The 22,056-nt window shown below is 71.9% G+C and carries 20 protein-coding genes; 11 read left to right on the top strand and 9 right to left on the bottom strand.

Annotated features, from left to right (window positions below):
- Window positions 1-33: 33 nt before the first annotated feature.
- The 5 genes from ACFVQG_RS31340 to ACFVQG_RS31320 are packed head-to-tail and all read right to left on the bottom strand — an operon-like array spanning window position 34 to window position 5,760.
- Complete coding sequence (locus ACFVQG_RS31340) at window positions 34-834, bottom strand: ABC transporter permease (RefSeq protein ID WP_383389790.1); 801 nt, start codon at window positions 832-834, stop codon at window positions 34-36.
- On the bottom strand, window positions 835-1,767 hold the full coding sequence (locus tag ACFVQG_RS31335) for an ABC transporter permease (RefSeq protein ID WP_383389788.1): 933 nt from the start codon (window positions 1,765-1,767) through the stop codon (window positions 835-837). It lies immediately after the preceding gene.
- Window positions 1,767-2,918, bottom strand: a complete 1,152-nt coding sequence (locus ACFVQG_RS31330) for an ABC transporter ATP-binding protein (RefSeq protein WP_383389786.1) — start codon at window positions 2,916-2,918, stop codon at window positions 1,767-1,769. The genes ACFVQG_RS31335 and ACFVQG_RS31330 overlap by 1 nt, the downstream gene beginning before the upstream one ends.
- Before the next feature lie 4 nt (window positions 2,919-2,922).
- Complete coding sequence (locus ACFVQG_RS31325) at window positions 2,923-4,170, bottom strand: PotD/PotF family extracellular solute-binding protein (protein WP_383389784.1); 1,248 nt, start codon at window positions 4,168-4,170, stop codon at window positions 2,923-2,925.
- A 54-nt stretch (window positions 4,171-4,224) separates the two neighbouring features.
- Window positions 4,225-5,760, bottom strand: a complete 1,536-nt coding sequence (locus ACFVQG_RS31320) for a gamma-aminobutyraldehyde dehydrogenase (protein WP_383389782.1) — start codon at window positions 5,758-5,760, stop codon at window positions 4,225-4,227.
- Between the two features lie 207 nt (window positions 5,761-5,967).
- Here ACFVQG_RS31320 and ACFVQG_RS31315 point away from each other — a divergent pair, with 207 nt between their 5' ends.
- Window positions 5,968-6,534, top strand: coding sequence for an NADAR family protein (locus tag ACFVQG_RS31315; RefSeq protein WP_383389780.1), 567 nt, complete (start codon window positions 5,968-5,970; stop codon window positions 6,532-6,534).
- On the opposite strand, the gene ACFVQG_RS31310 is transcribed toward ACFVQG_RS31315, so the two are convergent.
- The gene (locus ACFVQG_RS31310; protein WP_383389778.1) at window positions 6,527-7,294 is read right to left on the bottom strand and encodes a hypothetical protein; all 768 of its coding nucleotides are present in this window, start codon (window positions 7,292-7,294) and stop codon (window positions 6,527-6,529) included. The genes ACFVQG_RS31315 and ACFVQG_RS31310 overlap by 8 nt on opposite strands.
- 118 nt (window positions 7,295-7,412) lie before the next feature.
- Window positions 7,413-8,129 carry a DUF4190 domain-containing protein gene (locus tag ACFVQG_RS31305; protein WP_383389777.1) on the bottom strand — a complete coding sequence of 239 codons (717 nt, stop codon included), beginning with the start codon at window positions 8,127-8,129 and terminating at the stop codon, window positions 7,413-7,415.
- 21 nt (window positions 8,130-8,150) lie between these two features.
- Here ACFVQG_RS31305 and ACFVQG_RS31300 point away from each other — a divergent pair, with 21 nt between their 5' ends.
- Together ACFVQG_RS31300 and ACFVQG_RS31295 are read left to right on the top strand one after the other, a co-directional pair.
- On the top strand, window positions 8,151-9,350 hold the full coding sequence (locus ACFVQG_RS31300) for an adenosine deaminase (protein WP_383389776.1): 1,200 nt from the start codon (window positions 8,151-8,153) through the stop codon (window positions 9,348-9,350).
- A 26-nt stretch (window positions 9,351-9,376) separates the two neighbouring features.
- Window positions 9,377-10,129 (top strand): glycerophosphodiester phosphodiesterase, encoded by a 753-nt coding sequence (locus tag ACFVQG_RS31295; protein ID WP_383389774.1) that lies wholly within the window; start codon window positions 9,377-9,379, stop codon window positions 10,127-10,129.
- On the opposite strand, the gene ACFVQG_RS31290 is transcribed toward ACFVQG_RS31295, so the two are convergent.
- The gene (locus tag ACFVQG_RS31290; protein WP_383389772.1) at window positions 10,113-12,359 is read right to left on the bottom strand and encodes a heavy metal translocating P-type ATPase; all 2,247 of its coding nucleotides are present in this window, start codon (window positions 12,357-12,359) and stop codon (window positions 10,113-10,115) included. The genes ACFVQG_RS31295 and ACFVQG_RS31290 overlap by 17 nt on opposite strands.
- Window positions 12,360-12,504: 145 nt before the next feature.
- Between ACFVQG_RS31290 and ACFVQG_RS31285 the strand changes: the two genes are divergently transcribed.
- The 4 genes from ACFVQG_RS31285 (at window position 12,505) to ACFVQG_RS31270 (ending at window position 16,301) form a co-directional block, all read left to right on the top strand.
- A complete protein-coding gene (locus tag ACFVQG_RS31285) occupies window positions 12,505-13,437 on the top strand; it encodes a hypothetical protein (RefSeq protein ID WP_383389770.1) in 933 nt (310 codons plus the stop codon).
- A 20-nt stretch (window positions 13,438-13,457) separates the two neighbouring features.
- Window positions 13,458-14,207: an IclR family transcriptional regulator gene (locus ACFVQG_RS31280; RefSeq protein WP_383389768.1), complete on the top strand. Its 750-nt coding sequence runs from the start codon at window positions 13,458-13,460 to the stop codon at window positions 14,205-14,207.
- 97 nt (window positions 14,208-14,304) lie between these two features.
- Window positions 14,305-15,375, top strand: a complete 1,071-nt coding sequence (locus tag ACFVQG_RS31275; RefSeq protein ID WP_383389766.1) for a Rieske 2Fe-2S domain-containing protein — start codon at window positions 14,305-14,307, stop codon at window positions 15,373-15,375.
- A complete protein-coding gene (locus tag ACFVQG_RS31270) occupies window positions 15,372-16,301 on the top strand; it encodes a PDR/VanB family oxidoreductase (RefSeq protein ID WP_383389764.1) in 930 nt (309 codons plus the stop codon). Before ACFVQG_RS31275 ends, ACFVQG_RS31270 begins: the two co-directional genes overlap by 4 nt.
- A 7-nt stretch (window positions 16,302-16,308) precedes the next feature.
- On the opposite strand, the gene ACFVQG_RS31265 is transcribed toward ACFVQG_RS31270, so the two are convergent.
- A complete protein-coding gene (locus ACFVQG_RS31265; protein WP_383389762.1) occupies window positions 16,309-17,748 on the bottom strand; it encodes a gamma-aminobutyraldehyde dehydrogenase in 1,440 nt (479 codons plus the stop codon).
- A 164-nt stretch (window positions 17,749-17,912) separates the two neighbouring features.
- On the opposite strand from ACFVQG_RS31265, the gene ACFVQG_RS31260 reads away from it, so the two are divergent.
- The 4 genes from ACFVQG_RS31260 to ACFVQG_RS31245 all read left to right on the top strand — a co-directional run bounded on the left by ACFVQG_RS31260 (window position 17,913) and on the right by ACFVQG_RS31245 (window position 22,030).
- A complete protein-coding gene (locus tag ACFVQG_RS31260) occupies window positions 17,913-18,461 on the top strand; it encodes an Lrp/AsnC family transcriptional regulator (protein WP_383389760.1) in 549 nt (182 codons plus the stop codon).
- 20 nt (window positions 18,462-18,481) lie between these two features.
- Entirely contained in the window at window positions 18,482-19,846 is a 1,365-nt protein-coding gene (locus tag ACFVQG_RS31255) for an aspartate aminotransferase family protein (protein WP_383389758.1), read from the top strand.
- A gap of 190 nt (window positions 19,847-20,036) precedes the next feature.
- Complete coding sequence (locus ACFVQG_RS31250; RefSeq protein ID WP_383389756.1) at window positions 20,037-20,777, top strand: ABC transporter ATP-binding protein; 741 nt, start codon at window positions 20,037-20,039, stop codon at window positions 20,775-20,777.
- A complete protein-coding gene (locus ACFVQG_RS31245) occupies window positions 20,759-22,030 on the top strand; it encodes a hypothetical protein (RefSeq protein WP_383389754.1) in 1,272 nt (423 codons plus the stop codon). Before ACFVQG_RS31250 ends, ACFVQG_RS31245 begins: the two co-directional genes overlap by 19 nt.
- Window positions 22,031-22,056: the final 26 nt, after the last annotated feature.

Here is a 22,056-nt window from a genome sequence, read left to right as displayed (position 1 = left end):
CAACTCCCTACGAGGAAGTCCCGGAACGGGACCTTACGCCTTTTGCTTGGTACGGCGGCTGCTGATGACCATGGAGGCCACCACCAGCAGTACGGCGATCAGGAACATGGCCGTACCGACGACATTGATCTGTACGGGCGTTCCGCGCTGTGCCGAGCCCCAGACGAACATGGGGAAGGTGACCGTCGCGCCCGAGTTGAAATTGGTGATGATGAAGTCGTCGAAGGAGAGCGCGAAGGCGAGCAGCGCGCCCGCCGCGATTCCGGGGGCCGCGATCGGCAGGGTGACCCGCAGGAAGGTCTGCACGGGACCGGCGTACAGGTCCTGCGCGGCCTGTTCCAGCCGGGGGTCCATGGACATCACCCGCGCCTTGACCGCGACGACGACGAAACTCAGGCAGAACATGATGTGGGCGATCAGAATCGTCCAGAAGCCGAGCTGCGCGCCCATGTTGAGGAAGAGGGTGAGCAGCGAGGCCGCCATCACCACCTCGGGCATCGCCATCGGCAGGAAGATCAGCGAGTTGATCGGCCCGCGCGCGCGGAAGCGGTAGCGGACCAGCGCGAAGGCGATCATCGTGCCGAGGACGGTGGCGCCCAGGGTCGCCCAGAAGGCGATCTGGAGGCTGAGGGTGAGCGAGTCGCACAGCCCCGAGACGCCGCACGGGTCCTGCCAGGCGTCCAGGGAGAACTGCTGCCACTCGTAGTTGAAGCGGCCCTTGGGGTTGTTGAAGGAGAAGACCGTGACGACGACGTTCGGAAGCAGCAGGTATCCGAGCGTCAGCAGTCCCGCGATGACGACGAGATGGCGCTTGAGCCAGTTAGCGAAGGCCATTTAGACCAGGTCCTCCGTCCCCGACCTGCGGATGTAGAGCGTGACCATGATGAGGATCGCGAACATCAGGATGAAGGACAGCGCGGCGGCCGTCGGATAGTCGAGAATCCGCAGGAACTGCGACTGGATGACATTGCCGATCATTCTGGTGTCGGTGGAGCCGAGCAGATCGGCGTTGACGTAGTCACCGGTGGCCGGGATGAAGGTCAGCAGCGTGCCGGAGACGACACCCGGCATCGACAGCGGGAAGGTGACCCGGCGGAAGGTCGTCGACGGGCGCGCGTACAGGTCGTTCGCCGCCTCGTGCAGCCGGGGGTCGATGCGCTCCAGCGAGGTGTACAGCGGCAGGATCATGAACGGCAGGAAGTTGTACGTCAGACCGCACACCACCGCCAGCGGGGTGGCCAGCACCCGGTCGCCCGCGGTCATGCCGAGCCAGCTGGTGACATCGAGGACGTGCAGGCTGTTCAGGGCACCGACGACCGGGCCGCCGTCCGCGAGGATCGTCTTCCAGGCCAGGGTGCGGATCAGGAAGCTGGTGAAGAACGGCGCGATCACCAGGATCATGATCAGGTTCCGCCAGCGGCCCGCGCGGAAGGCGATCAGATACGCCAGCGGGTAGCCGAGCAGCAGGCACAGGAAGGTGGCGGTCCCGGCGTACAGCACCGAGCGCAGGAACTGCGGCCAGTAGTCGGTCAGCGCGTCCCAGTAGGTGGCGAAGTGCCAGGTGACCTCGTAGCCCTCCTCCAGGGAGCCCGTCTGCACGGACGTGGAGGCCTGGTAGATCACCGGCAGCGCGAAGAAGACCAGCAGCCAGAGGATGCCGGGGAGCAGGAGCAGATACGGCGTCCAGCGCCCGCGCTTGCGGGGTGGCTTGCGGTCCGGCGCGGTGGGGCTGAGAGGCGGCGGCGCCTCGGTGAGGGTCGTCGTCATCACACGGCCTCTTCCACTCCGGCCTCGATGTCCTGGGAGGCGTCCAGGCCGAAGGTGTGGGCGGGGCTCCAGTGCAGGACGACGTCGGCGCCGGGGACGAGGCGGGTGTCGCGGTCGACGTTCTGGACGTAGACGGCGAGTTCGGCACCGGCCGGGCTGTCGACGACGTACTGGGTCGACACCCCGATGAAGCTGGCGTCGGCGATCTTGCCGGTGACGCGGTTGCGCCCGGCCGGGATCTCGCCCGCGTCGTCGGCGTGGGTGAGGGAGATCTTCTCCGGGCGCACGCCGACCAGGACCTTGCCGCCGGTCGTCGCGGGCGCGGAGCAGCGCCCGGTGGGCAGGGTGAGCTTGCCGCCGCCCGCCTTGAGGACGATCTCGTCGCCGCTGGTGGTGTCGACCTCGGCCTCGATCAGGTTGGAGGTGCCGAGGAAGTTGGCGACGAACGTGGTGCGCGGGTTCTCGTAGAGGTCGGCGGGGGCGCCGAGCTGTTCGACGCGGCCCGCGTTCATCACGGCGACCGTGTCGGCCATGGTCATGGCCTCCTCCTGGTCGTGCGTGACATGGATGAAGGTGATGCCGACCTCGGTCTGGATGCGCTTCAGCTCCAGCTGCATCTGGCGGCGCAGCTTCAGGTCGAGGGCGCCGAGCGGCTCGTCGAGGAGCAGCACCTTGGGGTGGTTGATCAGCGCGCGGGCCACCGCGACGCGCTGCTGCTGGCCGCCGGAGAGCTGGTGCGGCTTCTTGCGGGCCTGCTCGCCGAGCTGCACCAGGTCGAGCATCTCCTCGACCTGCTTCTTCACGCTCTTGATGCCGCGGCGGCGCAGCCCGAAGGCGACGTTCTCGAAGATGTCGAGGTGCGGGAAGAGCGCGTAGGACTGGAAGACGGTGTTCACCGGCCGCTTGTACGGCGGCAGCCTCGTCACGTCCTGGTCGCCGAGGTGGACGGTGCCCGAGCTGGGCTCCTCCAGGCCCGCGATCATGCGCAGGGTGGTGGTCTTGCCGCAGCCGGAGGCGCCGAGCAGGGCGAAGAACGAGCCCTGCGGGACGGTCAGGTCGAGCGGGTGCACGGCGGTGAAGGCGCCGTAGGTCTTGCTGATGCCGGAGAGGCGGACGTCGCCGCTGCCCGCCGTAGCGTCTGTCGTCGTCATCTCGTCACGCCCCTGTGAGCTTCGCGAACTTCTCTTCGTACGCCGTCTCTTCCTTCGCGCTCAGGGAGCGGAAGGCGCGAGACTTGGCGGCCATGTCCTTGTCGGGGAGGATCAGCGGGTTGTTGGCCGCGTCCTCGTCGATCTTCGCCAGCTCCGCCTTCACCCCGTCGACGGGACACACGTAGTTGATGTACGCGGCGAGCTGCGCGGCCGGGCCGGGCTCGTAGTAGTAGTCGATGAGGCGTTCGGCGTTGGTCTTGTGGCGGGCCTTGTTGGGGACCAGCAGGTTGTCCGTGGACGTCATGTAGCCGCTGTCGGGGATCAGGAAGTCCACGTCGGGGCTGTCCGCCTTGAGCTGTACGACGTCACCGGCCCACGCGAGACAGGCGGCGAAGTCGCCCTTGGTGAGGTCGGCGGTGTAGTCGTTGCCGGTGAAGCGGCGGATCTGGCCCTTGTCGACGGCCTTCTGGAGCCGTGCCACGGCCGCGTCGTAGTCGTCGTCGCTGAACCTGCCGGGGTCCTTGCCCATGTCGAGCAGGGTCATCCCGATGCTGTCGCGCATCTCGGACAGGAAGCCGACCTTGCCTTTGAGCTTGGGGTTGTCGAGCAGGTCGGAGACCGAGCGCACCTCCTGGCCGTCCAGCGCCTTCCTGTTGTAGGCGATGACCGTGGAGATACCGGTCCAGGGGTACGAGTACGCCCGCCCGGGGTCCCAGTCGGGGCTGCGGAACTGCTGGGAGAGGTTGGCGTAGGCGGTCGGCAGGTTGGCCGGGTCCAGTTTCTGGACCCATCCGAAGCGGATCAGGCGGGCGGCGAGCCAGTCGGTGACGCAGATCAGGTCGCGTCCGGTCTCCTGACCGGCGGCGAGCTGGGGCTTGATCTTGCCGAAGAACTCGACGTTGTCGTTGATGTCCTCGGTGTACTTGACCGTGATGCCGGTCCGCTTCTTGAACGCGTCGAGCGTGGGGTGGTGCTTCTCGCTCTCGTCGACGTCCATGTACTCGGTCCAGTTGGAGAAGCTGACGGTCTTCTCCTTCTCCGAGTGGTCCTCGGCGGAGACGCCGCCCTCGGACTGGCCCGCGGGCGGGATGCCGCAGGCGCTGAGCGCGCCCAGGCCGCCGACCGTGAGCGCGCCGCCCGCGGAGGCGCGCAGCAGCGAACGGCGGGTCAGGGAGGCCCTGCCGCGTCGGAAACTGCGCCGCATGGCGGCCACTTGGGCCGGGGACAGGCGGTCGGGCTCGAACTGCTCCATGCGCGTGGTGCCCTTTCGGGAGGGTAGGCGGCCGTGGGTCGGACGGCCTGGTTGCTATCGGTCCCCGAAGATCGTGCGGTGCCAGTCCTTCCTGGCGACCGCCGTGTTGTCGTACATGACGTGCTTGAGCTGCGTGTACTCCTCGAAGGAGTACACGGACATGTCCTTTCCGAAGCCGGATGCCTGGTAGCCGCCGTGCGGCATCTCACTGATGATCGGAATGTGGTCGTTGACCCACACACACCCCGCCTTGATCTCGCGCGTGGCGCGGCCCGCGCGGTAGACGTCCCGGGTCCAGGCGGAGGCGGCGAGGCCGTACGGGGTGTCGTTGGCGAGCGCCAGGCCCTCGTCGTCGGTGTCGAAGGGAAGCACGACGAGGACCGGGCCGAAGATCTCCGACTGGACGATCTCGCTGTCCTGCGCGGCGTCGGCGACGAGGGTGGGCCGGTAGTAGGCGCCGTCCTCCAGCCCGCCCCGCGGGGCCTCGCCGCCGGTGACCACGCGCGCGTACCCGCGTGCCCGGTCGACGAAGGCGGCGACACGGTCGCGCTGGGTGTGCGAGATCAGCGGGCCGAGGTCGGTGCCGGGCGCGAAGGGGTCACCGAGGCGGACGCTCTGCATCAGGGCGGCGGTCCGCTCGACGAACGCCTCGTACAGCGGACGCTGTACGTACGCGCGCGTGGCGGCCGTGCAGTCCTGCCCGGTGTTGATGAGCGCGCCCGCGACCGCGCCGTGCACGGCGGCCTCCAGGTCGGCGTCGTCGAAGACCACGAAGGGGGCCTTGCCGCCCAGCTCCAGGTGCAGGCGCTTGACGGTGGCGGTGGCGATCTCGGCGACGCGCTTGCCGACGGCGGTGGAGCCGGTGAAGGAGGTCATGGCGACGTCGGGGTGGCCGACGAGGTGCTCGCCCGCTTCCTTGCCGGTGCCGGTGACGATGTTGATCACGCCGTCGGGGATGCCCGCCGCGGTGGCGGCCTGGGCGAAGAGGAGGGAGGTGAGCGGGGTCAGCTCGGCGGGCTTCAGGACGATGGTGTTGCCCGCGGCGACCGCCGGGAGGATCTTCCAGGCGGCCATCTGGAGGGGGTAGTTCCAGGGCGCGATGGAGCCGACGACGCCGATGGGTTCGCGGCGGACGTACGAGGTGTGGTCGCCGGAGTACTCACCGGCCGACTGCCCCTGGAGGTGCCGGGCGGCGCCCGCGAAGAAGGCGGTGTTGTCGATGGTGCCCGGGACGTCGAACTCGCGGGTCAGCTTCAGCGGCTTGCCGCACTGGAGGGACTCGGCGCGGGCGAAGTCCTCGGCGCGGTCGGCGAGGACGGCGGCGAAGCGGTGCAGCGCGTCGGAGCGCTCGCCCGGGGTGGCCCCGGACCAGCCCGGGAACGCCGCGCGGGCGGCGGTGACGGCCGCGTCCACGTCGGCGGGACCGGCGAGTTCGTAGACGTACACCTCCTCGCCCGTGGCGGGGTCGACCACGGCGTGAGTGCGGCCGGAGGTGCCCTTCGTCAGGCGTCCGGCGATGTACTGCGCGCCCTCGGCGAAGCGTTCCTGCGCGGGAAATCGTTCCGGGGTTGCGGTGCCCGGGTTGTGCATGTCGCTCTCCTCCGCCATCGCCCCTGTTCGGAGGCGGGTGGCGTAGCTCCGGCTCGATTTGAGTGCCGATCCTGACAGAGGAACCGCACTCCAACAAGGGATTCCGTTGTTGCCTTTTGGTTAAGCGACGGAATCTGTCGACCAGGTGTCGAGTGGGGCGGGGAAATGGGGGACGGAGTGTCAGTGGTGCCTGCCAGACTCGGCTGCATGGAGACGATCGATTCTCGGGAAGCCCTGGTCAGGGCGGTCCGCGCGGGGGCGGGGATCAGGTACCTGCACTTCTGGGGACACCGGCCGCGGGCCGACGGGCGGGTGGGCGCGAGCTGTCTGAGCCAGTGGTGGCCGTCGCCGTTCACGGTGGGCGGCGTGGAGTACGCGACGGCCGAGCACTGGATGATGGCCGCGAAGGCCCGCCTCTTCGACGACACGGAGGCGGAGCGGCGGGTGCTCGCCGCGGACCATCCCGCCGAGGCCAAGAAGGCGGGGCGGCTGGTGCGCGGCTTCGACGAGGCCGTATGGGCGCGCGAGCGCTTCGGGATCGTCGTGACGGGCAGCGTCCACAAGTTCGCGGCCCGGGAGGAGCTGCGGGGGTTCCTGCTCGGGACGGGTGAGCGCGTCCTGGTGGAGGCGAGTCCCATGGACCGGGTGTGGGGAATCGGCCTCACGGCCACGGACGGGGGAGCGTCGGACCCGGAGCGGTGGCGGGGGCTGAACCTGCTGGGGTTCGCGCTGATGGAGGCGCGGGAGCGGCTGCGGGGGGACGGGGTCAGTTAGACGCCGGGGCCCCGCCCGTCGCGTCCGTGGTGCGCAGCAGGCGTAGGAACGCCTTGACGCCCGCGATGATCTCCTGGTTGTCGGTGAGGCGGTTGACCGTGGACTCGAACTCGCGGCCCAGCGCGGCGATCCTGCGGTCCGCCTCCTCGGCGCGTTCGTAAGCGCTCATGGCCAGCGCGTCCACGGTGCGGCGCAGCTCGGCGAGGGCCCGGTAGTGGTCCTCGGCCTTCTCCTCCAGGACCCGCGCCCCGGCCTCGGTGCGGTCCAGCCGGGCGTGCAGCTCCACGACGTCGTCCCGGGGATAGGTGACGTCCTTCAGAAGGGTGCCGAGGCGTCGGCGGAGCTGGCCGAAGTACGCGGCGGCCGGGCGGAAGAAGGTGCTCAGCAGGAAGAACGCGACGAACCAGTAGCCGGTGAACTCGCCCGACGCCCAGGTCACCGCGAAGACGACCGCCGCCGTCAGGACATGGCCCGCGACCGCCGCCCGCAGCATCGTGCGGGCGATGCGCGCGGCCTCGGCGTCCCGGGCCGTCGGGACCTCCATGCCCTTCTCCCGGCTCACGGCGATCTCGGCTAGCACGGAGTGCGCACGGAAGTAGAGGTTCCAGGGCAGGGTGAGCAGGAACAGCAGCCACAACAGGCTCAGTACGCCCGCGCCGACGGCGAACACCACCGCGGGCGGCGCCCCCGCCGCGTGTGCGAGGAGCAGTGCGGCTCCCGCCGCGACCACGGCCACCACCGCTGCCAGGAATCTGCCCACGTCCCCACCTCCGGATCCGGTCCCGTCCACACGTGCCTAGGCAGGGCCCATCGTCTCCGGCCCGGCGGGAGGCGTCATGAGTAGGCGTACTCAGACGAACCGGAGCGGTGCGCGCCGCTCAGGGCACGAAGATCACCAGCGCCCCCATGCCCACCGCCAGCACCATGGCCACCGCGCCGCAGATGATCCCGGCGAGGGCCTGGCCACCGTTGTCGGCCTCGCCCCGGGTCGCCTTCCGGCGGCCGATCGCGCCGAAGACGACGCCGAGCAGGCCGAGGATGAAGGCCAGCGGCCACAGGCAGAACAGCACGGTGGCGACGATGCCGAGCACCAGGCCCGCCGTGCCCATGCCGTTGCTGGTCTGCGGGGGCGGACGGTGCCAGCCGAGGTGGGCGCCGGGCGGGTACGGGGCCGGGTGGCCGTACCCGCCGGGGTAGCCGTAGCCGTAGCCGTAGCCGGGAGCGCCCGGGCCGCCGGGGGCGAGGGGCGGCGGCGGGACCGGTGAGTCCTGCGCCGGGGGCGCGAACGGGTTGGCGGGGCCGGTCCACTGCTGCGGCTGGGGCGCGAACGGGTGGGCGGGGCCGGTCCACTGCTGCGGCGGGGGCGGGTAGCCCGCTCCCTCCCCGGGCAGCGACGTGATCGTCTGCTGGTCGTGGACGGAGGGCGGCGGCGGTCCGGGGCGCAGGTCGTCGGCGGGCGGGGCCCAGGGGTCCCGGTCCTGCCGGGGCGGGGGCGTGTCGCCCGGCTTGCCCAGCGGCACCCGCGCGGCACCGTCCCCCGCAGGGCCGCCTTCGCCCGTGCCGCCGTCGGCGGACGGCCGCGGGTCGTCGGACATGCGTGGCCCCCTCTGTCGTAGGTGCCGCCATGCTACGGCGGGGCACGCCACGGTTCGGGTGCGGCCTACGATGATCCCGAGTCACCGATCAGCCGATCACCGCGCCCCGCCACCCCACAGGAGAAGAGGCCGGGGCGCCGTTCCCGGGGAGGAACCTTGACCGACCGTCTCGTCGAGCCGCGCGTCCCGCGCGATCTGCACGCCTTCATCGCCGGACTGCCCAAGGCCGAACTGCACGTGCACCACGTGGGTTCCGCCTCCCCGCGCATCGTCTCCGCACTGGCCGCCCGCCACCCCGACTCCAAGGTGCCCACCGACCCCGAGGCGCTGGCGGACTTCTTCACCTTCACGGACTTCGCCCACTTCATCGACGTGTACCTGTCGGTGGTCGACCTCATCCGCACCCCGGAGGACGTCCGCCTGCTGACGTACGAGGTGGCGCGGGAGCTGGCCCGGCAGCAGGTGCGCTACGCCGAGCTGACCATCACGCCGTACTCCTCGACCCGGCGCGGGATCGACGAGGCGTCCTTCATGGACGCGATCGAGGACGCCCGCAAGGCGGCGGAGGCCGAGTTCGGGACCGTACTGCGCTGGTGCTTCGACATTCCCGGCGAGGCCGGTCTGGAGTCGGCGGAGGAGACGGTGCGGCTGGCCACCGACGACCGGCTGCGCCCGGAGGGCCTGGTGTCCTTCGGGCTCGGCGGGCCGGAGATCGGTGTGCCCAGGCCGCAGTTCAAGCCCTACTTCGACCGGGCGATCGCCGCCGGGCTGCGGTCGGTGCCGCACGCCGGTGAGACCACCGGGCCTGAGACGGTGTGGGACGCGCTCACGCATCTGCGCGCCGAGCGCATCGGGCACGGCACCAGCTCCGCGCGGGACCCGAAGCTGCTGGCGCACCTCGCCGAGCACGGGATCGCCCTGGAGGTCTGCCCGACCTCGAACATCGCCACCCGCGCGGTCCGCACGCTGGAGGAGCACCCGATAAGGCAGTTCGTGGAGGCCGGGATCACCGTCACGGTCAACTCCGACGACCCGCCGATGTTCGGCACCGATCTGAACAACGAGTACGCCGTCGCCGCCCGGCTCCTCGGCCTCGACGAGCGCGGACTCGCCGAGCTGGCGAAGAACGCCGTGACCGTGTCCTTCCTCGACCCGGCGGGCAAGGCGAAGCTCGCCGCCGAGATCGACTCGTACACCACGGACTGGCTCGCCGCCCGATGACCGACCGTCCACGACCCGAGCGACCCGTGCGACCCGAGCGACCCGCGCACCCCGCGCACCCCGCGCGACCCGCGCACCCCGCGCGCACCGTCACCGCGGTCGCCCACCGGGGTGACCCCTACCGCTTCCGGGAGAACACGCTCGACTCGCTGACCTCCGCGATCCGGCTGGGCGCGGACGCCGTCGAGATCGACGTACGGCTCACCCGGGACGGCGTCCCGCTGCTGCTGCACGACGAGACGCTGAAGCGGCTGTGGGAGCACGACCGGCCGCTGCTGGCGCTGTCCGCGGCGGAGGTGCGCGGCCTGACGGCGGGCCGGGTGCCGACGCTGGTGGAGGCGCTGGCGGCGACCGACGGGCACCGGGTGATGCTCGACCTGCCCGGGACCCCGGGCGTGCGGGCGGCTCGCCGGGTCGTGGACGCCGTACGCGGGGCCGGGGCGCGGGACCGCGTCTACTACTGCGCGGGCGCCCCGGCGATGCTCGCGGTCCGCGCCGCCGACCCCGCCGCCGAGATCGCCCTGACCTGGACGACGCTGGCCCCGCCGCGCCCGGCGCTGCTGGCCGCGGTGCGGCCCCGCTGGCTCAACTACCGCTTCCCTCTGGTGGACCGGGCCGTCGCCGACCGGATCCACGGCGACGGCTATCTGGTCTCCGTATGGACGCCGGACACCCGGCGTGCCATGCGGCGGCTGATCGCCGCGGGCGTCGACTCGATCACCACGAACCGGGTCGACGCCCTGTGCGCGCTGCGGGACCGCCTCACGCCCCGGCCCTGAACCGCCGCAGCCGCAGCGAGTTGCCGACCACGAAGACCGAGGAGAAGGCCATGGCCGCCCCGGCGATCATCGGGTTGAGCAGTCCCGCCGCGGCGAGCGGCAGGGCGGCGACGTTGTAGGCGAAGGCCCAGAACAGGTTGGACCTGATCGTGGAGAGGGTCCGCCGGGCCAGCCGGATCGCGTCCGCCGCCGCCCGCAGGTCGCCGCGGACCAGGGTCAGGTCGCCCGCCTCGATCGCGGCGTCCGTGCCGGTGCCCATCGCGAGCCCGAGGTCGGCCTGGGCGAGCGCGGCGGCGTCGTTGACCCCGTCCCCAACCATCGCCACCGAACGGCCCTGTGCCTGCAGCCCCTTCACCACGGCGGCCTTGTCCTCGGGCAGCACCTCGGCGATCACCTCGTCGATGCCGACCTCGGCGGCGACCGCCTCCGCGACCGTCCTGTTGTCGCCGGTGAGCAGGACGGGCCGCAGCCCGAGCGCCCGCAGCCGGGTGATGGCCTCGGCGCTGGTGTCCTTGACCGCGTCGGCGACCTCGAGGACGGCCCGCGCGCCGCCGTCCCAGGCCACCGCGATGGCCGTGCGCCCTGAGCGCTCGGCCGCCGCCTTCGCCGCCGCGAGGTCCGCGGGCAGCTCGATCGCCCACTCACCCAGCAGCTTCTCCCGGCCGACGAGGACCGCGTGGCCCTCGACGATGCCCTGCACACCGAGTCCGGGTACGTTCGCGAAGTCCTCCGGCACCGGCAGCGCGGCTCCCGTCCGCTCCAGCGCGCCGGTGGCGACGGCCCGCGCGACGGGGTGCTCGGAGGCGTGCTCCAGCGCCCCGGCCAGCCGCAGCACCTCGGTCTCGTCCTCGCCGTCGGCGGTGTGCACGGCCAGCAGGGTCATCCGGCCGGTGGTGACGGTGCCGGTCTTGTCGAGGACGACGGTGTCGACGCGCCGGGTGGACTCCAGCACCTCCGGGCCCTTGATCAGGATGCCGAGCTGCGCGCCGCGGCCGGTGCCCACCATCAGCGCGGTCGGCGTCGCGAGACCCAGGGCGCACGGGCAGGCGATGATCAGTACGGCGACGGCGGCGGTGAAGGCCGCGGTCAGCCCGGCGCCGTTGCCGAGCCAGAAGCCGAGGGTGCCGAGGGCGAGCGCGATGACGACCGGCACGAACACACCGGAGATCCGGTCGGCGAGCCGCTGGGCCGCCGCCTTGCCGTTCTGCGCGTCCTCGACCAGCCTGGCCATCCGCGCCAGCTGGGTGTCCGCGCCGACCCGGGTGGCCTCGACGACCAGGCGGCCCCCGGCGTTCACGGTCGCCCCGGTCACCGGGTCCCCGACGCCGACCTCGACGGGCACGGACTCGCCGGTGAGCGTGGCGGCGTCCACGGCGGACGAGCCCTCGACCACCGTCCCGTCGGTGGCGATCTTCTCGCCGGGCCGCACCAGGAAGCGGTCCCCGACCTTCAGCTCACCGATGGGTACGCGCGCCTCGCCGCCGTCCCGCAGCACGGTGACGTCCTTGGCGCCCAGCTCCATCAGCGCCCGCAGGGCCGCGCCCGCCCGGCGCTTGGAGCGGGCCTCGAAGTAGCGCCCGGCCAGGATGAACGCGGTGACCCCGGCGGCGGCCTCCAGATAGATGTTGGCGGCGCCGTCGCCGCGGGCGATGGTCAGCTCGAACGGGTGGGTCATGCCGGGCGTGCCCGCGGTGCCGAGGAACAGCGCCCACAGCGACCAGACGAACGCCGCCGAGGTGCCGACCGAGATCAGCGTGTCCATGGTGGCGGCGCCGTGCCGGGCGTTGGTCCAGGCGGCGCGGTGGAACGGCCAGGCGGCGTAGGTCACGACGGGCGCGGCCAGGGTGAGGGACAGCCACTGCCAGTACTCGAACTGCAGCGCCGGAATCATCGCCATGGCGATCACCGGGACGGCCAGGACGACGGCGGTGACCAGCCGCTCGCGCAGCGGCTTCAGCTCGTCGGGTTCGGCGGCGGCCGGGGCGTCCGTCCGCGGGGGCAGCGGCTCGTGGGCCGTGTACCCGGTGGCCTCGACGGTGGCGATGAGGTCGGGCACGGACACGTCCGCGGCGTACGACACCTTCGCCTTCTCCGTCGCGTAGTTGACGGTGGCGGTGACGCCGTCCATGCGGTTGAGCTTCTTCTCGATGCGTGCCGCGCAGGAGGCGCAGGTCATGCCGCCGATGGCGAGTTCGACCTCGGCGGTGCCGGGGGCGGTGGTGCTGGTCACGGCCTCATCACTCCTTCTGGGCGCTCTCTCTTCGCGCTCTCACTTCACTTCATACCCCTGGGGGGTATAAGCTGCGTCATGTATACCCCCAGTAGGTATCCAAGGCAAGTGACGAAGAGTGACCACCAGCACCCAGGAGCCCGCGATGAACTCCCTCACGAAGATCGGCGCCTTCGGCACCGCACTCGCCGCGACCTTCGCCGCCGCCTACGGCATCGGCAACGCGGTCTCCCCCGTCGACACCGCCCCGGAGAAGGCCGCCCACGAGTCCGCCGGGCACGCGCCGGAAGGCGAACCGGCCGCCGCCCCCGCCCCCGGCGGCCTCCAGGTCGCCGCCGACGGCTACGCCCTCGACCTGAGGACCCCCCGCGTGCAGGCGGGCGAGAGGAGCGGCCTGCGGTTCGTGATCCGGGACGAGAACGGGCGCCCGGTCACCGACTACCGGGTGGAGCACGAGAAGGAGCTGCACCTGATCGTCGCCTCCCGCGACCTCACCACCTACCGCCACCTGCACCCCGTACGCGCCAAGGACGGCACCTGGTCCACCAGCACCACGCTGCCCGCCGCCGGTGGCTACCGCGTCCTCGCCGACTTCACCCCGGCCGCCGAGGAGGAGGGCCTGACGCTGGGCGCCGACCTGGCCGTGGCCGGGACGTCCGAGCCGTCGGCGCTGCCCGCCACCTCCCGGACCGCCACCGTGGACGGCTACACCGTCGAGCTGAGCGGCGACCTCGCCACGGGCCGGGAGAGCGACCTGACCTTCACCGTCCGCCGCGACGGCCGCCCGGTCACCACCCTCCAGCCCTACCTCGGCGCCTACGGCCACCTCGTCGCCCTGCGCTCCGGCGACCTCGCCTATCTGCACGTCCACCCGCACCAGGAGGCGAAGGGCAACGCCACCTCCGGCCCCCGGGTCGCCTTCACCACCACGGCGCCCAGCACCGGGAGCTACCGGCTCTTCCTGGACTTCAAGGCGGACGGCGAGGTCCACACGGCGGCCTTCACGGTGCGCCCGGAGGGCAGCCCTGCCCAGCCGGAGGCCCACGAGGACGCTCCCGGGTCTACCCACGGCCACTAGCCCCGGGTGACGCTTCCCCCATGCCCCCACGTTCCGCGCCCGACCGGCTGCTGGCGGTGCTCGGTGCCTTCGACCACGACCACCCGGCGCTGTCCCTGACGGACATCAGCCGCCGCACGGCACTGCCCCTGACCACCGCCCACCGGCTGGTCGGCGCGCTCACCGCGTGGGGCGCGCTGGAGCGCGACGCGTCCGGCGTCTACCACATCGGGTTACGGCTGTGGGAGGTGTCGGCCCTGGCCCCGCGTGGCCTCGCGCTCCGCCAGGCGGCGCTGCCGTTCCTGGAGGACCTGTACGAAGCCACTCACGAGAACGTGCAGTTGGCCGTCCGGGACGGCACCGAGGTCGTCTACATCGAGTGGATCTCGGGCCGCTCGGCGGTCGGCGTCCGCATCCAGGTCGGCGCCCGCTGGCCCCTGCACGCCACCGGCGTCGGCCTCGCCCTGCTCGCCCACACCGACCCGGCCTTCCAGTCGGCGTACTGCGCCGGGCCCCTCACCGCCTTCACCGCCCACACCGTCACCGACCCCGCCCGCCTGCGCCGCATCCTCGCCGAGGTCCGCCGCACCGGCTGCGCGGTGAGCCCCCGCCAGATCACCGACGACGCCCTGTCGGTGGCGGCCCCGGTGCACGGCCCCGGCGGCACGGTCGTGGCGGCCGTCTCCGTGGTGGTACCGGTCGGCGACGGCCAGGTCCCGGCCCTGGCCCCGGCCGTACGACTGGCGGCGCGCGGCATCTCGCGCAGGCTGGGCTGGCGGCCGGAGACATAGGCGAGGACCTCCCCTTCCGTGAGACGGAAGCCCGCTTGCCCCGCCGTCACGCCCCTCCCGACGATGTCGCCACCGCAGACAGACGGGAGCCGCACCCATGCCGCACATGACCGCCTTCGCCCGCGATCAGTGGTACGTCGCCGCCTTCGCGCACGAGGTGGGCCGGGAACTCCTCGGCCGTACGATCCTCGGCGAACCCCTCGTCCTGTACCGCACCGAGTCCGACGGCACGCCCGTCGCCCTCGCCGACCGCTGTGTGCACCGGCGCTATCCGCTCTCCGCGAGCGGTCTCGACGGGGACCGGATCGTGTGCGGCTACCACGGCTTCACCTACGACACGACCGGCGCCTGTGTCTTCGTACCGGGCCAGCGGCGCATCCCGCGCACGGCCCGGGTCGCCGCCTACCCGGTCGTCGAGCGGGACTCGCTGGTCTGGGTGTGGATCGGCGACCCCGCGCTCGCCGACCCGCGGACCATCCCGCGCGCCCGGCACCTGGACGGCCCCGGCTGGGTGACCGTGCGCGGCATGGAGCCCATCGACTGCGACTACGGGCTCCTCGTCGACAACCTCCTCGACCTCTCCCACGAGACCTATCTGCACGGCGGCTCCATCGGCACCCCCGAGGTCGCCGAGACGCCGATCACCACCGAGGCCGACGAGGACGCCGGGATCGTGCGCGTGAGCAGGCACATGGACGACGCCGAGTGCCCGCCGTTCTACGCCCGTTCCACCGGCATCGACGGGCGGATCATGCGCTGGCAGGACATCGAGTACTTCGCCCCCTGTCTGTACCTGCTGCACAGCAGGGTCGCGCCGGTCGGGGTACTGCCCGAGCCGGACGGAGGTGACCCGAACGCCTTCCACACCGAGATCACGTACTGCATCACCCCGGCCGCCGACGGCCAGGTGTACGACTTCTGGGCGGTCTCGCGCGACTGGGCGACCGACGACCCGGAGGTCACCGAGTTCCTGCGGGCCAACAACCACGCCGTCGTCAGGCAGGACGTCGACGCGCTGAACCTGCTCCAGCGGGCGCTGGGCACCGAGCGCGCCGGGTACCAGGAACTGAGCATCGGCATCGACGCGGGCGGCCTCGCGGCGCGCCGGATCCTGGCGCGGCTGGTGGAGGAGGGGGAGAAGCCCGTGGAGCGGATCGCGGCCCCATGACGACGTACGAACTGGTCGTCGAGCGGCGGGAGCCGGTGGCCGACGGCGTGCTCGCCCTCGTACTGCGCCAGCCGGGCGGCGGGCCGCTGCCCGGCTGGGAGCCGGGCGCGCACATCGACGTGCTGCTCGCGCCCGGTCTGGAGCGGCAGTTCTCGCTGTGCGGGGACCCGGCCGACCGGTACCGCTGGCGGATCGCCGTGCTGCGGGAGCCGGACGGGCGCGGCGGATCGGCGTACGCGCACACGAAGGTGCGGCAGGGCACCCGGCTCCGCGTCCGGGGCCCGCGCAACCACTTCGCCCTGGAACCGGCCCCCCGCTACCGCTTCGTCGCGGGCGGCATCGGCATCACCCCGATCCTGCCGATGCTGACGGCGGCCGAGCGGGCGGGGGCGGAGTGGACGCTGCTGTACGGCGGTCGCACGCGCGCGTCGATGGCGTTCACGGAGGAACTGAGCCGGTACGGGGAGAGGGTCGCCCTCCGGCCCCGGGACCAGGCCGGTCCCCTCGACCTGGGCCCGGTCACCACCGGCCTCCCCGAGGGCACCCTGGTGTACTGCTGCGGCCCGGGCGGACTGCTGGACGCGATGGCGGAGCGCTGCCCGCCCGGGGCACTCCGCGTGGAGCGCTTCCATCCGGCACGGCGACAGGAGGGCCACGGCGGTGAGTTCGAGGTCGTCCTCGCCCGCACCGGCCGCACGGTCACCGTCCCGGCGGACGTCTCCGTCCTGGACGCCGTGCGGGCGGTGGGCGTGGCGGTGCTGTACTCCTGCGCGGAGGGCACCTGCGGCACCTGTGAGACGGACGTCGTCGAGGGCGCCGTGGACCACCGGGACTCGGTGCTCACCCCCGACGAGCGGGCAGCGGGCGACACGATGATGATCTGTGTCTCCCGCTGCCGGGGGCGACGGCTGGTCCTGGACCTGTGAGGAGGACTCAGCCGTCCAGGGACGTCATGACGTGCTTGATGCGGGTGTAGTCGTCGAAGCCGTAGCCGGAGAGGTCCTTGCCGTAGCCGGACTTCTTGAAGCCGCCGTGCGGCATCTCGGCGACCAGCGGGATGTGGGTGTTGATCCACACACAGCCGAAGTCGAGCTTCTTGGACATCCGCATGGCGCGGGAGTGGTCCTTGGTCCACACCGAGGAGGCGAGGGCGTACTCGACGCCGTTGGCCCACTGGACCGCCTGGTCCTCGTCGTCGAAGGACTGGACGGTGATGACCGGGCCGAAGACCTCGTTCTGGATGATCTCGTCGTCCTGCTTGAGGCCGGAGACGACGGTCGGGGCGTAGAAGTAGCCCTTGTCGCCGACCCGCTGGCCGCCCGCCTCGACCTTGGCGTGCGCGGGGAGGCGCTCGATGAAGCCCGCGACCTGCTTGAGCTGGTTGGGGTTGTTCAGCGGGCCGTACAGGACGTCCTCGTCGTCGGGCTGGCCGGTCTTGGTCTCGGCGGCGGCCTTGGCGAGCGCGGCCACGAACTCGTCGTGGATGGACTCCTGGACCAGCACGCGGGTGGCGGCGGTGCAGTCCTGCCCGGCGTTGAAGTAGCCCGCGACGGAGATGTCCTCGACGGCCTTGGCGATGTCGGTGTCCTCGAAGACCACGACCGGCGCCTTGCCGCCCAGCTCCAGGTGGACGCGCTTGACGTCCTTGGCGGCGGACTCGGCGACGGACATGCCCGCGCGCACCGAGCCGGTGATGGAGGCCATCGCCGGGACCGGGTGCTCGACCATCAGACGGCCGGTGTCGCGGTCGCCGCAGATCACGTTGAAGACGCCCTTGGGCAGGATCTCCCCGAGGATCTCGGCGATCAGGACCGTCGAGGCGGGGGTGGTGTCGGACGGCTTCAGCACGACCGTGTTGCCCGCGGCGATGGCCGGGGCGAACTTCCACACCGCCATCATCATCGGGTAGTTCCACGGGGCGACCTGGGCGCAGACGCCGACCGGCTCACGGCGGATGATCGAGGTCATCCCCTCCATGTACTCACCGGCGGAGCGGCCCTCCAGCATCCGCGCGGCGCCCGCGAAGAAGCGGATCTGGTCGACCATCGGAGGGATCTCCTCCGAGCGGGTGAGCCCGACCGGCTTGCCGGTGTTCTCCACCTCGGCGGCGATCAGGTCCTCGGCGCGCTCCTCGAACGCGTCCGCGATCTTCAGGAGGGCCTTCTGCCGCTCGGCGGGGGTGGTGTCGCGCCACGCGGGGAACGCGGCCTCGGCGGCCGCCATGGCGGCGTCGACGTCGGCCTGCCCGGACAGCGGCGCGGTCGCGTACGCCGCACCGGTGGCGGGGTTCACCACCTCCGTGGTCCGCCCGTCGGCGGCGTCCCGGAACTCTCCGTCGATGTAGTTGCGCAGACGACGCAGTTCGGTGGTCACTGCCCGGCCCTCCTGTCGGATGTCCATTCTCTGAGATGCCCACCCTAAACGGTCCGCCGACGGTTTCAACACCCCCCAACGCGTCAGATCTGCGAAATCCGCAAACTGCAATCTCGTAGACAACGAATTTCATCGATCCGGCCTTGCAAAACTGTCGAGTCCTCGTGCACAGTGAGGTCGTGGCCAGTCGAAGCGCAGACCAGAGGAACCCGCGGGACCTTCGCGAGTCCTCCCGTGAGTCCTCTCGCGAGTCCAGGAACGGCGGTCCCCAGCTGGACGCCGTCTCCCTCGCCATCATCGAACAGCTCCAGGAGGACGGCCGCAGGCCGTACGCCGCCATCGGCAAGGCCGTCGGCCTCTCCGAGGCGGCCGTGCGCCAACGGGTGCAGAAGCTGCTCGACCAGGGCGTGATGCAGATCGTCGCCGTCACCGACCCGCTGACCGTGGGCTTCCGGCGGCAGGCGATGGTCGGGATCAACGTCGAGGGCGACACGGAGTCCGTGGCCGACGCGCTGACCGCCATGGCGGAGGTCGAGTACGTGGTGATGACGGCGGGCTCGTTCGACGTCCTCGCCGAGATCGTCTGCGAGGACGACGACCACCTGCTGGACGTCATCAACAAACGCATCCGGGCCCTGCCCGGCGTGCGCTCCACCGAGAGCTTCGTCTACCTCAAGCTCAAGAAGCAGACCTACATGTGGGGAACCCGATAACCCGTGAGGACCCGATAACCGTGAGCAGCAAGGACCTCAGCCGCACCGCGTACGACCACCTGTGGATGCACTTCACCCGCATGTCCTCGTACGAGAACGCGCCCGTGCCCACCATCGTCCGGGGCGAGGGCACCCACATCTACGACGACAAGGGCAAGCGCTACCTCGACGGTCTCGCGGGCCTGTTCGTGGTCCAGGCCGGTCACGGCCGCTCGGAACTCGCCGAGACCGCCGCCAAGCAGGCCCAGGAGCTGGCGTTCTTCCCGGTCTGGTCGTACGCCCACCCCAAGGCGGTGGAGCTGGCCGAGCGGCTCGCGCACGAGGCGCCCGGCGACCTGAACAAGGTCTTCTTCACCACCGGCGGCGGCGAGGCCGTCGAGACCGCGTGGAAGCTGGCCAAGCAGTACTTCAAGCTCGTCGGCAAGCCCAACAAGTACAAGGTGATCTCCCGCGCGGTCGCCTACCACGGCACCCCGCAGGGCGCGCTGTCCATCACCGGCCTGCCCGGCCTGAAGGCCCCCTTCGAGCCGCTGGTCCCCGGCGCCCACAAGGTCCCGAACACCAACATCTACCGCGCCCCGATCTTCGGCGACGACCCCGAGGCGTTCGGCCGCTGGGCCGCCGACCAGATCGAGCAGCAGATCCTCTTCGAGGGCCCGGACACGGTCGCCGCGGTCTTCCTGGAGCCGGTGCAGAACGCGGGCGGCTGCTTCCCGCCCCCGCCCGGCTACTTCCAGCGGGTCCGCGAGATCTGCGACCAGTACGACGTCCTGCTGGTCTCCGACGAGGTCATCTGCGCCTTCGGCCGCCTCGGCACGACGTTCGCCTGCGACAAGTTCGGCTACGTCCCGGACATGATCACCTGCGCCAAGGGCATGACCTCGGGCTACTCCCCGATCGGCGCGTGCGTCATCTCCGACCGGCTGGCCGAGCCGTTCTACAAGGGCGACAACACCTTCCTGCACGGCTACACCTTCGGCGGCCACCCGGTCTCCGCGGCCGTCGGCCTCGCCAACCTCGACCTGTTCGAGCGCGAGGGCCTCAACCAGCACGTCCTCGACAACGAGGGCGCCTTCCGGGCCACCCTGGAGAAGCTGCACGACCTGCCGATCGTCGGCGACGTCCGCGGCAACGGCTTCTTCTACGGCATCGAGCTGGTCAAGGACAAGGCGACCAAGGAGTCCTTCAACGAGGAGGAGACGGAGCGCGTCCTGTACGGCTTCCTCTCCAAGGCGCTGTTCGACAACGGCCTGTACTGCCGCGCCGACGACCGTGGTGACCCGGTCGTCCAGCTCGCGCCGCCGCTGATCTCCAACCAGGAGACCTTCGACGAGATCGAGCAGATCCTGCGGGCCACGCTGTCGGAGGCGTGGACGAAGCTGTGATCATCTGACCGTGTGATCAGATCCCGGCCCCGGACCGCCGTTCGAGTGAGAAACGGCGGTCCGGGGCCGTGTGCTGTCCGGGCTCCCCTCGCGCACTGCCTAGCGTGCCAGTGACCGATCGGCCCTGCCTTCGTTCCCCCGCACGGGGGAACGGCACGGGAACTACGGATCTGAACCGAGGTGTACGCCCATGGAGGCTCCGCCGGACAACGACGTGCTCTGGGCACGTTCCCTGCACCACACCCACGCCGACGGCTCGCCCGGCCTCAGCGGCGTCTCGCTCGGCGTACGCGAGGGCGAGATCCTCGCCGTCGGGGGGCCGCGCGGCAGCGGCAAGAGCACCCTCCTGGGATGTCTGTCCGGCCTGGTGCGGGCCCAGCGCGGCGAGGTCTGGTTCAACAGCGTCCCCGTGCACACCATGGGCCAGTTCGCCCGGGAACGGCTGCGCCGCGACCGCTTCGGCTGGATCGACCCCGTGCCCGTGCTGGTCCCCGAGCTGAACGTCTGGGAGAACACCGCCCTGCCCCTGATGCTGTCCGGCACCGGCCGCCGCCGCGCCAGGGCCGCCGCGCTGGAGTGGCTGGAGCGCCTCGACGTGGGCGACGCCGCGCACCGGCGCCCGCACGAACTGCCGCTCGCCGCCCGCCAGCGGGTCTGCCTGGCCCGCGCCCTGGCGCCCGCGCCCACGGTCCTCTTCGCCGACGAGCCCACGGCCCCGCTGCACCGCGCGGACCGCGCCCACGTCCTGCGCACGCTCACCACGGCCGCGCGCTCGCACGGCATCACGGTGGTCCTGGCCACCCACGACGCGGAGACGGCGGCGCTGGCGGACCGCACGGTGTCGCTGCTCGACGGACGCCGGGTGAAGACCGTCCATCTGCCCCCGGTCGCCGAGACGGAAGGCCGGGCCGCGTGCTCGCTCTCCGCCTGACCCGTGGCGCCCGGACCGCCGTACAGCTGCGCCGCCTGCTGGTGGCGGCGGCCTCGGCGGGCACGGGCTTTTTGCTCCTGTGCGCGCTGGGCCACGCCATGAGCCACCCGGCGGACCCGACCGCGTCCCTCCTGCGGCTGGCCTGGTGCACGCCCCCGCTGGCCGCCACGGTCTACTTCTCCACCGCGGTCGCCCGCACCGACCCGGCGACCACCCCGCGCCCCGGCCTCTCGGCCGTCGGCCTGGGCCCGGCCCGCCTGATGCTCGTCTCCGCCACCACCACGGCCCTCGCCACCACCCTCGGCTCCACCGTCGCCCTCCTCCTCTTCCTCTACCTCCGGGGCGACCTCACGGGCCTCCCCTTCGACGGCACGGGCGCGGACTACCTGGCGGCGGCCCGGCCCCTCCCGGTCCCGGGCACCCTGACCCTGCTGGCGATCGTCCCGACGACGGCCACCGCGGCGACGGCGTGGGTACTGCGCCCGCGCACCGCCGACGCGGCCCGACCTCGCCATGGGGCCACGGACGCCGACGCCTCCCCGCCCGGTCGTTGGTCCGCGGGCGTTCGTCCGGCCAGGGCGGCATGGGTCAGTTCCCCGCCGGCGCCGGACCACCCGCCCGCGCCCACCCCCGCCGCCGACAAGGCCAACCCCCTCGCCGCCCTCCCCTGGGGCATCGCCACCCTCGCCGCGGGCCTGGCCGTGGAGACGTACGCGAGCCGCGCCGAGGACCCCACCCCGGTGCCCCTCCCCGGCGGTCTGGCCGCCAGCCCCACCGGCCTCCTCACCGGCTGGATCCTCACGGCCGTGGGCCTGGCCCTCACCGGCCCGGGCCTCACGCACCTCACCGGCCGCCTGCTCCAGTCCGCCCGCCCCGGCGCCCTGCGCCTGCTCGCGGGCCGGGTCCTCATGGCGGAAGCCCCCCGGATCGGCCGCCCCCTGGGCCTGGTGTGCGCGGTGGCGTCCGCCGCCTACGCCACGACCGCCCTGCACGACTCCTCCGCCCCGTCCCTCGGCCCGCTCACCACCCTCGGCGCCCTCGTCGTCGCGGGCTGCACGGTCGCCACCCTCCTCACCGCCGCCGTGGAGACGAAACAGGCCCGCACCGACACCACCGCGGCCCTGCTCCGCCTGGGCGCCCCGGCCACCGTGCTCCGCAGCGCCGCCGCCCTGCGCGCCACCGCCCTGCTGGCCGTCTTCGCCCCGCTGACCCTGCTGGTGGCCGAGTTGGCCACGCGACCGCTGAGCGCGTAGAAGAAGTTCTCGGGTTCCTCGAGAAA

This window comes from Streptomyces sp. NPDC057877 (assembly GCF_042796855.1).
In the GTDB taxonomy this organism is placed as follows: domain Bacteria; phylum Actinomycetota; class Actinomycetes; order Streptomycetales; family Streptomycetaceae; genus Streptomyces.
Note: the sequence above shows the minus strand (reverse complement) of the source record. Positions and strands in the feature narration are given on the sequence as shown.